Source organism: Methanobrevibacter arboriphilus, from assembly GCF_019669925.1.
Classification (GTDB): Archaea; Methanobacteriota; Methanobacteria; order Methanobacteriales; family Methanobacteriaceae; genus Methanobinarius; species Methanobinarius arboriphilus_A.
This window is the reverse complement of record NZ_AP019779.1, coordinates 1,606,626-1,620,083: the sequence shown is the minus strand read 5'-3', so window position 1 is coordinate 1,620,083 and position 13,458 is coordinate 1,606,626. Positions and strand designations below refer to the sequence as shown.

Genomic DNA, 13,458 nt, shown 5'->3' with positions numbered 1-13,458 from the left:
GGATAAACTATAGACTAGATAAAATATAGATTAAAACATAGAATAAACCAATAAATTAAGTTAAATAGAATAACCTATAGATTAAAACAATAGAATAAATAAATTAAGTTAAATAGAATAACCTATAGATTAAAATAAATAGAATAAACCAATAAATTAAGTTAATAGATTAATCTAAGTAGATTTATAATTAAAGATTAAATTTATATTTAAAAAATAAATTTATATTTAATATGAACTAAATTGAATCTTTTGAAATTATTCCAAAATAGGATAAATAATACTCCATCTGATCTAACGATCGTTCCCATGCTTCTTTTTTAGCTATTCCATTAGGTGATAGAACTTCACATGTAACTGCAGGAATTAATGCAATATTACACTCATCTTCAAGAGCTCCTTTATATGCATTTCCAGCGTTTTTATAAAAAAGTAATTCAGATTTTGTAGAGTCTGAAATATACTTAGCAATTTGGAAACTTTCAGGAGATGGTTTCATTGTACAAAAGATTCCTTCCTTTCCTGGCATGCTATTTATAGAAGTAGAATGAAAATCTCCAATAGAATTTAAATTGAACTCTTTTATTTTAGATAAAATTTCATTAGTTATAGAACCTTTAACAGAAGTTATTCTATTTAAATCAACGCCATTAAACCATCTTGAATTATCCATTGTTGATTTTGGAGAAGAAAAAGGAATTATATAAATAGTACCAGATATTTTATCCTCTTTTTCTAATTTTTCAAGTTTATGAATAAGTTTAATAGCAGCAATCTGAGGAGACAATTCATTACCATGAATTCCTGCAATTATCATGACTTTTGGAGAAGAAGAGCCAAATTTAATTATAGGAGTTCCTTTAATAGATTCCTTTAAAATTTTCCTTGATATAGATGTATTTGGAATATTTTCAAAAATCTGACTATTAGCAGCTATATACCCTCCAGAATCATTAGAAATACGACCTATTTTTAAGCTATCATTTGATTTAGATCTATTAAACATTCCAGAATTTTTTATATCAGATTCAATTTTTACAGAACTAATTAAATCTTCTTTTTTCTCATTTTTGAAATCTATATAGCCTTTAATATAAGTCCCCCATTAGAATTTTATTATTAATGAAAGTTAAATAAATAAATTCAATATAATAGGTAATAATAAATCAATTTTAATCAATAAATTAAAACATATTTAATACATATGATGCATTGATTATATTAACTTAACTCATAGATTATTTAAAGCTATTCTATAATATATCCTTATTTAAAAATTTTTTACAACATATCTAAATATATTCTATAAATACACGAAATTGTATTTCAAGCATAATTGCTTATAAAATCTACCATCATGTCATAAAATTATACATTCTCATTGAATAAAATAGCAATATAAATATATGTAAAATCACTCATAAATTAGTTATTAACTAGACTATTAAATATTTACTATTGAATATAATAAATATTTAGAATAATAATAAATAAATTTTAAAGATATATACATATAATTATTATTCATGAAAAGTTTATTTTTGTATTTGTTATTATATTATAAATATCATTATAATTAATACTATAAGTATTTAAATCAAAAAATAGCTTAATTTAATAATTATCTGATTTATTAAAATAAATATCAACTCTAGATTTATCATTAATCTCATTATTAATACTATTTAATTAACTTATTGAAGACATACTAATAAATAAACAATAAATACTAGGATTTTAGATAATAATTATTATGATAGATGATGAATAATACAATAAATAGATTAATATTATTAATACTATAATAAAAGATACTATAATGATAATAATTTATAATAAAGAATATTATTATAATGAATGATAATTTACTGAATATTATCATACTAAATAATAATATATAGAATAATGACCTATTGAATATTGATGTGCTAAATAATTACATACTAAATAACAGTATCTTAGAATAATATTATACTAAATAACAGTATACAGAATAATAGTATACAGAATAATTAGAAATACTAATAATTAATTAAAAAATTATATAAAATAATAATAAAAATTATTAATAAGAAAATTTTATTAATAAGAAAACTATTAAGAATAAAAATTTAGGCTTGCCTAAACATTTATATAATATGAAGTACAATTTATACTTGTGAAATCTAAAACATCCTAAAATAAAATTTTAGAAAATAGGTCTCATTCCTTAATTGGTAAAAATGTTCTCTCAAATGTGTCATCTCAGCTTTATTTTAATAAAATACCAATTAAGGACTTTTCTTCTGTCTTATATTTAATTAAATACTATAAAGCTAGACATTAAATTAATTATTATAAATTAACTACTATTTTTAATATTTAAAACATTTTAGAGCCTAAATTAATTTATAATCAAAATAATACAAATAGTCCTAATAATTACAATAATATCAATATTTAATTATCTTTAATTTAATTATCTTTAAATATTATAATAGATAGAATTTAAAATATTGTATTTTAAATTTATTATTTAATACTTTATTTGATGATATTATTATTCACTAACTTTTTACTTTATTAATTAAATATCAAAGTAATAAATTATTTAGCTAAATTAACTTACTAACTAATGATGAACTTATAATATAACAACGAAATTATAAGATAAAAATTAAGCTTTAATTGTTTAATCTAAAAATATTTAAATTAAAAGTAGTGAATCCTTTAAATTAAAGATAATGAATCCAATAATTTTATTGATTAATTATTTATAATGTTAAAATAATATTAAACTCCAAAAATATGGTGAATTAAATGGAAAAAGTAGTGCTTGCATTTAGTGGTGGATTAGATACCACTGTATGTGTTAAATTGTTAGAAGAAGAATATGATTTAGAAGTGGTAACTGCATGTGTAGATGTTGGTCAGCCAAAAGAAGAAGTTGAAAAAGCAGAAGAAGCAGCTAAAAATCTTGGAGTAAAAAAACATTACACAATCGATGCTAAAGATGAGTTTGCAAATGAATATATATCTAAAGGAATAAAATCAAATGCAGTATATGAAGGATACCCATTAAGTACTGCTCTTGCAAGACCATTAATAGCTATGAAAATCATTGAAGTAGCTTTAAAAGAAAATGCAAAAGCTATAGCTCATGGATGTACTGGTAAAGGAAATGACCAATTCAGATTTGAAGCAGTAATTAGATCAATGTCTGATTTTGATATAGTTGCTCCAATTAGAGATTTAAACTTAACAAGAACAGAAGAGCAAGAGTACGCTGAAAAACATGGAATCCATATCTCTTCTGACAAAATATACAGTATAGATGAGAATGTTTGGGGAAGATCAATAGAAGGAGATATTCTTGAAGACCCTGCTAATGAACCTCCTGAAGAGATTTATGCATGGACTGCATCATCTGAAAATGCAAAAGACAGACCTACAAAAGTAGCTATTGAATTTGAAGAAGGAGTTCCAATAGCTATTGATGGAAGAATCATGCCACTCTTTGAGCTTATAGAAGAAGCTAACAAAATAGCTGGAGAAAGTGGGATTGGAAGGATAGATACAATAGAAAATCGTATGATTGGCCTTAAAAGCAGAGAAATCTATGAAGTTCCAGGTGCATTACTGCTAATTCGTGCTCATCAAGCTTTAGAAGAATTAGTTCTTACAAAAGATGAAATATTATTCTCAGAATACATGAGTACAAAATATGCAGACTTAGTTTATAATGCTCTTTGGCAAGAACCTCTTAGAGATGATATGGATCAAGCTATTGACAATATGCAATTAAGAGTAACTGGAAAAGTAGTTTTAAAACTCTTCAAAGGATCAATTCTTCCTTTATCACGAGAATCTGATTACAGCTTACATGATATTGAACATATAAGTTTTGAAGATAAAGAAAACGATCAAAAAGAAGTTGAAGGTATGATTAAACACCATGGACTTCAAGCAGCTATCTACCAAAAATTAAACAAATAAAATAAAGAGCTCTATTAAAAAGCTTTTATTTTCCTCAATTATCTTTTTATTCTTTTAATTACTCTTTTATTTATTTTTTTATTTATTATTATTTTATTGTATTTTTATATTTTCAATTTTTTGTATTTTATTAATATTCTAATATTTTTATCATTATAATAGAGTTTATTTTCATTTTCATTCTAACTTTTTAAAATTTTATTGAAACATTAATCATTTAAATTTTGTTATTTAATCATTTATTTTTGAATTTGTTTTTTAAATTTTGTTATATCGAATAAATAGGATTTATAAATAGTATAATGAATAAAATAGTAAATATAGGAATGAATTCAATGATAAATCTAAGAATAAATTTAATAATGAATATAATAACGAATCTAAGAATAAATATAAAAAAAGAAATTTTCATCAATAAAATAAACATAGCTTTTAAGAATAATTAGAAAAAAACTAATATAATTAATCATATATATTTACTTATGAACAATAAAGTAAAAGACCTTGTTGTGGATAAAGATGTTAGATGTCCACTTTGTGGTGGAGAAATGAAAAAATCAGGATCTTTAAAAGGGAAAAGCAAATTTAAATGTGTTATTTGTGGATATGAACTATAAATTTAATGATATAAAATATAATACTATTAAATACTATTATATAATTATCATAGAACACTAATACAAAATATCATCTCCATAAAAGACATTATGATATAAAAAAAGAAAAACAATATAAATAATATAAAACAAAATTAGTAATTTGAATTTTACAAAATTAATAGATAAAAATATTATGTAAATATATTTATGTAAATATATTTTAAGTGTATAAATATCTTTTATCTAAATATTTATTTTCAATTTTAGGTGAATTAATTGCAATATTATGTAAGTCCCTTTAATAAAGAAGCTAAATTAAAGTTTCCAAAAAAAATCACAATTTACGACACAACACTTCGTGATGGTGAGCAAACTCCTGATGTATGCCTAAATCCAGAAGAAAAATTAGAGATAGCTAAAAAACTTGATGAACTTAAAATTCATCAAATAGAAGCAGGTTTTCCTATTGTATCTAATCAAGAAAGAGAAGCAGTAAAAGCTATAGCTAATGAAGGATTGAATGCACAAATCATATCTTTAGCTAGAACAAAGAGAGAAGATATTGATAGAGCACTTGATTGTGATGTAGATGGCGTTATAACGTTTATGGCAACTTCAGACCTTCATCTTGAACATAAGCTACATTTAAGTAGAGAACAAGCATTAAACGTATGTATGAACTCTATTGAATATGCTAAAGATCATGGTTTATTTGTAGCTTTTTCTGCAGAGGATGCTACAAGAACTGATCTTGATTATTTAAAAAGAATTTATAAAAAGGCAGAAGATTTTGGAGCAGATCGAGTTCATATTGCAGATACAGTAGGTTCAATCAGTCCTCAAGGAATGGACTTTCTTGTAAAAGAGCTTAAGAAAAATTTAAATATTGATATAGCTATGCATTGTCATAATGATTTTGGCATGGCTCTTTCAAACTCTATATCAGGACTTCTTGCAGGAGGAAGTGCAGTTTCAACTACAATAAATGGAATTGGTGAAAGGGCAGGGAACACTTCTCTTGAAGAGTTAATAATGGCTTTAAGAATTATTTATGGTATAGATTTAGGATTTAAGATAAAACACATACAAGAGTTATCAAAAACCGTTGAAAAATATACAAAACTCCCAGTACATAATAATAAACCAATTGTAGGAAGAAACATATTCCGACATGAATCTGGAATACATGTAGATGCAGTTATTGAAGAGCCACTTACATATGAACCATTTTTACCAGAAATGGTTGGTCAAAAACGCCAATTAGTCCTTGGAAAACATTCTGGTTGTAGAGCTGTAAAGGCTAAACTTGATCAATGTGGTGTTGAAGTTACAAAAGACGAACTCTGTAAGATTGTAGAGGAAGTAAAAAAGAACAGAGAAGAAGGAACATACATTGATGATGAAGTCTTCAATCATATTGTTAAAACAGTTAGAGGGCCATTTGATATTTAAATCATGAAGTTCAATAAGGTTCTAAGGAAAATTATAAAGAGTGTTAAAATTGAATATTACAGAAAAAATCCTTTCAAAAAAAGCAGGTTATGATGTATCACCTGGTGAAATAATAGAAATTGATGTAGACCTAGCTATGTCTCATGATGGTACATCACCTCCAGCAATTAAAACTTTTGAAAAAATAGCTAAAAAAGTCTGGAACCCTGAAAAAATTGTTATTGTGTTTGATCATACTGTTCCTCCAAATACAATTGGGTCTGCAGAATTTCATAAAGTAGCGAGAAAATTTGGAAAGGAACAAGGAATAAAAAATCTTTATACACATGGTGAAGGAATATGCCACCAAGTTTTGCCTGAAAAAGGACTTGTAGAACCCGGGCAAGTTATTGTTGGTGCAGACTCCCATACTTGTACTTATGGAGCATTTGGAGCATTTTCGACAGGAATGGGTGCAACAGACATAGCTATGGTTTATGCTACTGGTAAAACTTGGTTCATGGTTCCAGAATCATATCGTATTGAAATTAATGGCAATTTACCAATTAATGTAACATCAAAAGATATTATTTTGAATGTTATAGGCCATATAGGTTCTGATGGAGCAACTTATAAAGCATGTGAATTTTGTGGTGAAACTATTGATAATTTAGATGTTAGTTCTAGAATGACAATTACAAATATGGCAATTGAAATGGGTGCTAAAAATGGAATAATGGAGCCTAATAAATTAACATTAGATTATATTGCAGAGAGAACTAATAAATCCATTGATCAATTAAATGTAGTTAGGTCAGACAAGGATTCTGTATATGAAAAAGAATTTTCTTTTGATATAAATGAAATAGAACCTCAAATTGCCTGTCCTAATGATGTAGACAATGTTAAAAATATATCAGAGGTTATTGGAACCCATATTGACCAAGGTTTTATTGGTTCATGTACCAATGGGAGATTAAAGGATTTAAAAGAAGCAGCAAGAGTTATAAAAGGTAAAAAAGTTCATCCTGATGTTAGACTAATTGTTTCTCCTGCTTCAAAAGAAATTTATGAAATAGCTATGGAAAAAGGGATTCTTAAAACATTTATGGATTCTGGAGCTATTATTTGTAATCCTGGATGTGGACCATGTTTAGGAGGACACATGGGTGTTTTAAGTGAAGGAGAAGTTAGCATATCCACTACAAATAGGAATTTTAAGGGTAGGATGGGAGATCCTAAATCTGAAGTTTATTTATCCAATGCAGGAGTAGTTGCTAGTTCTGTTATAAAAGGGTATATAGAAAGTCCTGAAAATATATTATAAGCTGAAATAGATTATAAACTGAAAATATATTATAAATTGAAAATAAATTATAAATTATTTGAGGAATTTTATGAATAAAAAAGAGCTTAGAATTATTGATAAGATAGAAAATCTTGAAAAAAAAGGTGCTAAATTATCAAACACCCAAAAAATACTTTTAGCAACAGACGGTTCTGTTACTACAATACTTGATGTCTTAGTGGGAGAAATTAAAATTAAAACCTTGAAACAGGAATTTCAAGAAGCTAATAGTGACATAGCTAAGCTTCTTAGTATTGATGAAGGTGAAATAGTAAACTATCGTGTTGTTGTAATGTATAACGATAATTCTCCCCTAATTTATGCAACATCATATATTCCTATTAAAAGATTAACATCAGAATTTAAAAAGGACTTAATAAGTGCAGATATTCCTATTGGTAGAATTTTAAGAAAATACAATATTGAATCTAGAAGAGAAATTCAAACAGTTCAAATTGAAAAAACCCCCAAAGAAGAATTGAAAAATATTTTTAAAACAAATGCTAATTTTTTAAGTAGGGATTATCATATTATACATAATGATGAAATATTGATTTGGATTGAAGAAAAATTCCCTATCGATTCATTTTTAAAGAATTATAAAAATTAAAAACTATAAAGTCTTTATATTCTTTATTCTTTATATTCTTTATATTTCTTATTCTTTATATTGTTTATAAGAGTATTAATACAAAAAATTAAAATCATTATAAGATTTAAAATAATAATATACATATTAAAATTAATATAAAGTTTAAAATTAATATAAAATCTAAAATTATTACATAAAACAAAACTAATATAAATCATGAAAAATAATTTTTAACTTCAGATTAGTGTTCATAAGGGTGTTTTAATGGGAGTTAAATTCAAAGATATTATAGAACCAGAAATTATAAATTTCAAAGATTTAAATGGTAGAACAATAGCTATAGATGCAGCTAATTCTTTATATCAATTTTTATCAAGTATTCGTCAGGCTGATGGAACACCATTAATGGATAAAAATGGAAATATAACCTCTCACTTGAGTGGAATATTATATAGAACTTCAAATATAGTTGAAAAAGGTATCAAACCTATTTATGTCTTTGATGGAGAGCCCTCTGAGTATAAAGAAAACACCATAAATGAAAGGCGTGAAATAAGACAAGATGCAGAAAAAAAATGGAAAGAAGCTCTTAAAAAAGGAGATGAACAAACAGCAATGAAGTTTGCAAAAAGATCATCTCGAATGTCACCATATATCCTTGAATCTGCAAAAGAACTTTTAGAAATAATGGGAATCCCTTATGTTCAATCATTTGGAGAAGGAGAAGCTCAAGCTTCTTATATGGTTTTAAACGGAGATGCATGGGCAGTGGCTTCTCAAGACTATGATTGTTTACTTTTTGGTGCTAAAAAAATCATTAGAAATCTCACAATAAGTGGAAACTTATCTGATTTAGAATATCTAGAACTTGAGAATGTTTTAAACAGATTAGAAATTACAAGAGAACAGCTAGTTGATATTGCAATAATGGTTGGAACAGACTTTAATCCTGGAATAAAAGGTATTGGTGCAAAAACTGGCCTCAAAATAGTTAAAAATTCAAGCATAGAAAAATATATAAAAGAAAAAGGCATTGCATTTGATTTGAATCTTGAAGAACTCAAAAATATCTTTTTAAATCCAAACATTAATAAAAATTATAGTATCAAATGGAGAAGTGTTGATAAAACTAAAATAGTTGATTTTTTATGTAAAAAGCATGATTTTTCTGAGGAAAGAGTGCTTAGTGCTGTTAAAAAAATGGAAAAACTAAATACTACTCAAAAAAGCCTTGAAGATTGGTTTGGAAAGTAATCATTGAGACATTTATTTTATCAACAAAATAATTTTTAATAAAAATATTTCTTTTAATAAAGATATCTTTTTTAATAAAGATAGCTAATTTAATAATACTATTCTTAATATATTTATTCTTAATATTTTTGTTATTAATATTTTTATTTCAAAATTTTATTCAATACATTTATTTTTAATATTTCTATAATTATTTTGAATAATTACTAATTTTATAAATATCTAAAACTAATTTTTCTTTGATTTTATTAAAACAGATTTTTGTTAAAGTATCTCTAAAAAGGAGGAAATTTTTCACCAAAAATTTCTTTTGCATATTTTACAGCTAGTTCAACTTGTTTTGGATATTTTTTTATCATTATTCTTTGAAATTCATCCCTAGTTTTTACTTTAGATAATATTTTAATAATTTTTAAATAAGTATTAAATGATTTATTTAGATTATAGTTATTTACATTATCATCTTCATTTACATTATATTTAGATATATCATTCTTAGCTATATCTTTATTTACATTATATTTAGCTATGTCATTCTTATTTATATTGCCTTCAGTTATACTACTCAAATCATTCCAATATAGCTTTTTGTTAATACAAGGAATTTCTAAAGTTTTGCAAATAGTTTCCATTTTAAAATATTTTTTTCTGATAAGTGGAGAAACAGAACTTATTAAAACATGATTCTCAAGATCAATAAGAGGTGGAACACCTTGAGATTCACGCCTATTTGGGGAAATCAGATTTTCATAATTTTTAATATTATAGCAATGAAGTTCTATATAAAAATCAGGATTATGTTTTTTAATAAGGTTTATAATAGTTTTACCAATCTTAGTTTCATAATATTCTTTTTTTATAGTAGAGATATATTCTGTATAATCAAAATTATAAATAAAAGTTTTACCCTTAGAAAAATCAGAATAAGAGATTGATTTAAGAAAATCAATAGTAGTTTCACCTTCATGACCGTGAATTCCACCTACAAATAGTTTTGTAGGCCCTTTTCCTTTATCGATAAATCTATAATATGACATAGAATATATAAATAAGATATATTTTGTATAAATCTTGTATAAAATTATAGAAAGGTTTGTAAAAAGGAAAGAAATATAAATAAATTTAAGTTCCTTCTTGCCAATTATTTAAATATTCATTTTGACGATCAGACAAGTTATCAATTTCAATACCCATAGATTTGAGTTTTAAACCAGCTATCTTATAATCAAGCTCATCTGGAGATTTTATAACTCCAACATCAAGATCATTTTCGATTATATATTTAGCTGAAAGTGCTTGAGCAGCAAAACTTAAATCCATTATTTCTGCAGGATGTCCTTGTCCTCTTTCTGCAGCTAAATTAACAAGCCGTCCATCAGCTAACAGATAAATTTTCCTTCCATCTTTCATAGTGAATTCTTCAACACTCTCTCTAACTTCTTCAATAGATACAGACTGATTTTCAAGATCTTTTCTGTTGATTTCAACATTAAAATGTCCAGAGTTTGCCAACATGCAGCCATCTTTCATATTTTTAAAGTCATCCCCACTAACAACATTAATGTTCCCAGTTACTGTTATTAATAAATCAGCATGTTTCACTGCTTCTTTTGTTGGCATGACCCTATATCCATCCATTCTTGCTTCAAGTGCTCTTATAGCATCAACTTCAGTCACGATTACATTAGCTCCCAAACCATTTGCCCTAATAGCTACACCACGACCACACCAACCATATCCACAAACAACAACAGTTTTACCAGCAATTAACATATTAGTAGTTCCCATTATAGCATCAAAAGTTGATTGACCAGTACCATATCTATTATCAAATAAATATTTAGTATAAGCATCATTTACAGCTATAAGAGGGATTTTTAAAGCATTATCGGCATGCATAGCTTCTAATCTATGAACTCCAGTAGTAGTTTCTTCACAAGCCCCTTTAACATTAGAAAGTAATTTTTTTCTTTCTTGGTGGAGAACTAATATCATATCAGCTCCATCATCAATGATTATATCAGGCTTATGATCAAGAACATCATTTATAGTTTCATAATACTCTTCTTCGGTTTCTTCTCTCCAACCATACATATTAAGTCCAAGAGCTGCACCCCCAGCAGTTGCATCATCATGAGTAGATAATGGATTACATCCAGTCATTGCAACTTCAGCTCCACCAGCTTGAAGAGTTAAACCAAGATTAATTGTTTTAGGCTCAAGATGAAGGCAAGAACCTATAGTAATACCTTCAAAAGGTTTTGTCCGTTCAAATTCTTTTTTAATGTGTTCAAGAACTGGCATGTGTTTTTGGACCCATTTAATTTTCTTAATACCTTCATCAGCTAAATTCATATTTCTTACTTTACTCATAAAAATCACAAATATTATTAATCTTAATATAGTTTTATATTTATTTTCATTTTATATAAAATTATTAATACTATAATTATTAATACTACAAAAAATAATTTTGAAAGTAATTTTCAAAAAATAGAATTAAAAATGAATGATTAGAATATAAAAATAGATAATTAAAATAAATAGATGATTAATAAAAAATAGGTGATTGAAATAAAAATAAAGGGTTAGAATAAAAATATATAATTAAAATAAAATTTTAAAATAAAATAAATAATTAAAAAATTTATTATACTTTAAAATTATTAAATATTCCCATTAGACTTTAACAAAGCTAACATTTGATTAAAAGAAGTTTCAACACTTCCAGAAGAAATTTCACCATGAGGAGATGTAGATAAGCCTGTAATTGAAGGAGTACCTCCCATATTTAAAACATCTTCAATAGCCCCTTCATAATCAACTCCTGCAACTTCATGAACTTCAATACCCTCATTTAAAAATTTAGTCATTTGAATTGCAAATAAATAGCTCTCATAAGTTGGATATTTAGAACACATTATTACATCATGTCCAGGCACAGCACCAGGAGCTGTTGAATGAAAATCACCAACAAAAGTTGAATTTCTACTAACAGCATATGTAACAATATCATTAGAAGGAGTTCCTACTTCATCAGCAACAGTATTGAGATTTTGACCATTCAAAAGTTTTTCATTATTGGCAGTTAGATTAGGAGCTGCAAATGGAACAATATAAACAGTTCCATGAATTTTTTTATTATCCAAATAATCAATAAGCCTTATTGCAGCTATTTGAGGAGGAAGTTGGTTTCCATGAACTCCTGCAACAATAAATGTTACTGGTTCCCCACCATTCCCAAATTGAATGACCGGAGTTCCATTTTTAGCTGAATCAATCATAGCTAAACTTAAATTAGAATGATTATGCATAATAATATTAGATCTTAAAACATTATTTTTATTAACATCATCTCCATTTTCAGAGTTAATATAATCAATGTTTACTAAATTTTTATCCAAAAAAACAAAATAAATAGTAGTTAAAGAAATTAATATAAGTAGAATAATTATTATAGAAATTAAAATCTTTTTATTGTTATTCATTTAAAGTCCCCCATCTTTAAGCTTTTATTAATTTATAAAATGATAATTGTTGTATGATAGTTTACATAGCAAATATATAATCAATAATTATTATAACTAATAAATCTTACAATATTTATTTATAATATGTATAATACTTATTAATCCAATATGATTAATATAGGCCAATATGATATATACAATGATTATTATATTATATATAATACATAAAAAAAATTATTATAGTTCTATATAGTATATACAACAGTTATTATACTTCTATAATAGTTATTATAATTATATATAATATAAACAATTTATCATATATATTAAATATATATTAAAATTTATCGAAAATCTGAAGATATAATCAAAAATAATCGAAAAGTATAAATGTGATAATAATCTGATAGATGATAGTCAGATGCCGGGGTGGCTCAGCTGGTTAGAGCGCACGGCTCATAGGGTTTTAAGCAGTGCTCTGACTAATTCCTGGGATACCGTGAGGCCGCGGGTTCGAATCCCGCTCCCGGCATCATACATATCCCAGGAAACATTATATTTTTATTTTTATTCAAATTCAAGTATTTTTAAAAACTTATTCTTTTTTTCAAAATGTTTTAAAACTGTTGAGATAAAAAATTCGAATATTATTACTTAAAAAATTAAAAAATAGCGATAATTTTAGAATAATAGTAATAATTTAGAATATAGTACTAGTAAAACAAGATATACTAAACATAGTACAAAGTTACATAATAACTAATTTAATAAGATTATAAAACATAATTT

Annotated in this window: 10 protein-coding genes and 1 tRNA gene; 7 read left to right on the top strand and 4 right to left on the bottom strand. The window is 25.4% G+C overall.

Translation table 11 applies throughout. The features are described 5' to 3' along the window. Nucleotides 1-238: 238 nt before the first annotated feature. The gene (locus tag MarbSA_RS06890; protein ID WP_221061257.1) at nt 239-1,006 is read right to left on the bottom strand and encodes a succinylglutamate desuccinylase/aspartoacylase domain-containing protein; all 768 of its coding nucleotides are present in this window, start codon (nt 1,004-1,006) and stop codon (nt 239-241) included. Nucleotides 1,007-2,799: 1,793 nt separating this feature from the next. Between MarbSA_RS06890 and MarbSA_RS06885 the strand changes: the two genes are divergently transcribed. The 6 genes from MarbSA_RS06885 (at nt 2,800) to fen (ending at nt 9,199) form a co-directional block, all read left to right on the top strand. Then, complete coding sequence (locus MarbSA_RS06885; RefSeq protein ID WP_221061256.1) at nt 2,800-3,975, top strand: argininosuccinate synthase; 1,176 nt, start codon at nt 2,800-2,802, stop codon at nt 3,973-3,975. Nucleotides 3,976-4,457: 482 nt separating this feature from the next. Then, nucleotides 4,458-4,592, top strand: coding sequence for a hypothetical protein (locus tag MarbSA_RS10435; RefSeq protein ID WP_269316537.1), 135 nt, complete (start codon nt 4,458-4,460; stop codon nt 4,590-4,592). A 258-nt stretch (nt 4,593-4,850) separates the two neighbouring features. After that, nucleotides 4,851-6,026 (top strand): homocitrate synthase family protein, encoded by a 1,176-nt coding sequence (locus tag MarbSA_RS06880; protein ID WP_054835425.1) that lies wholly within the window; start codon nt 4,851-4,853, stop codon nt 6,024-6,026. A 49-nt stretch (nt 6,027-6,075) separates the two neighbouring features. Then, nucleotides 6,076-7,332, top strand: a complete 1,257-nt coding sequence (gene hacA / locus MarbSA_RS06875; protein ID WP_054835424.1) for a homoaconitase large subunit — start codon at nt 6,076-6,078, stop codon at nt 7,330-7,332. 70 nt (nt 7,333-7,402) lie between these two features. After that, the gene (locus MarbSA_RS06870; RefSeq protein ID WP_221061255.1) at nt 7,403-7,963 is read left to right on the top strand and encodes a chorismate--pyruvate lyase family protein; all 561 of its coding nucleotides are present in this window, start codon (nt 7,403-7,405) and stop codon (nt 7,961-7,963) included. A gap of 246 nt (nt 7,964-8,209) precedes the next feature. Further along, nucleotides 8,210-9,199, top strand: coding sequence for a flap endonuclease-1 (gene fen, locus MarbSA_RS06865; RefSeq protein ID WP_054835423.1), 990 nt, complete (start codon nt 8,210-8,212; stop codon nt 9,197-9,199). A 275-nt stretch (nt 9,200-9,474) separates the two neighbouring features. On the opposite strand, the gene MarbSA_RS06860 is transcribed toward fen, so the two are convergent. The 3 genes from MarbSA_RS06860 to MarbSA_RS06850 all read right to left on the bottom strand — a co-directional run bounded on the left by MarbSA_RS06860 (nt 9,475) and on the right by MarbSA_RS06850 (nt 12,687). After that, nucleotides 9,475-10,236, bottom strand: a complete 762-nt coding sequence (locus MarbSA_RS06860) for a DUF2119 family protein (RefSeq protein ID WP_221061254.1) — start codon at nt 10,234-10,236, stop codon at nt 9,475-9,477. Between the two features lie 85 nt (nt 10,237-10,321). Beyond that, the gene (locus tag MarbSA_RS06855) at nt 10,322-11,572 is read right to left on the bottom strand and encodes an adenosylhomocysteinase (protein WP_221061253.1); all 1,251 of its coding nucleotides are present in this window, start codon (nt 11,570-11,572) and stop codon (nt 10,322-10,324) included. 293 nt (nt 11,573-11,865) lie between these two features. Beyond that, nucleotides 11,866-12,687 (bottom strand): succinylglutamate desuccinylase/aspartoacylase domain-containing protein, encoded by an 822-nt coding sequence (locus MarbSA_RS06850; RefSeq protein WP_244987860.1) that lies wholly within the window; start codon nt 12,685-12,687, stop codon nt 11,866-11,868. A 405-nt stretch (nt 12,688-13,092) separates the two neighbouring features. Between MarbSA_RS06850 and MarbSA_RS06845 the strand changes: the two genes are divergently transcribed. After that, nucleotides 13,093-13,201: transfer RNA gene (locus MarbSA_RS06845), tRNA-Met, on the top strand. The last annotated feature ends 257 nt before the right edge of the window (nt 13,202-13,458 follow it).

Bases quoted from the DNA above. Each gene is read 5' to 3' on its own strand.
- MarbSA_RS06890 (WP_221061257.1), bottom strand. From the start codon at position 1,006: ATGTTTAATAGATCTAAATCAAATGATAGCTTAAAAATAGGTCGTATT.
- MarbSA_RS06885 (WP_221061256.1), top strand. From the start codon at position 2,800: ATGGAAAAAGTAGTGCTTGCATTTAGTGGTGGATTAGATACCACTGTA.
- MarbSA_RS10435 (WP_269316537.1), top strand. From the start codon at position 4,458: ATGAACAATAAAGTAAAAGACCTTGTTGTGGATAAAGATGTTAGATGT.
- MarbSA_RS06870 (WP_221061255.1), top strand. From the start codon at position 7,403: ATGAATAAAAAAGAGCTTAGAATTATTGATAAGATAGAAAATCTTGAA.
- fen (WP_054835423.1), top strand. From the start codon at position 8,210: ATGGGAGTTAAATTCAAAGATATTATAGAACCAGAAATTATAAATTTC.
- MarbSA_RS06860 (WP_221061254.1), bottom strand. From the start codon at position 10,236: ATGTCATATTATAGATTTATCGATAAAGGAAAAGGGCCTACAAAACTA.
- MarbSA_RS06855 (WP_221061253.1), bottom strand. From the start codon at position 11,572: ATGAGTAAAGTAAGAAATATGAATTTAGCTGATGAAGGTATTAAGAAA.
- MarbSA_RS06850 (WP_244987860.1), bottom strand. From the start codon at position 12,687: ATGAATAACAATAAAAAGATTTTAATTTCTATAATAATTATTCTACTT.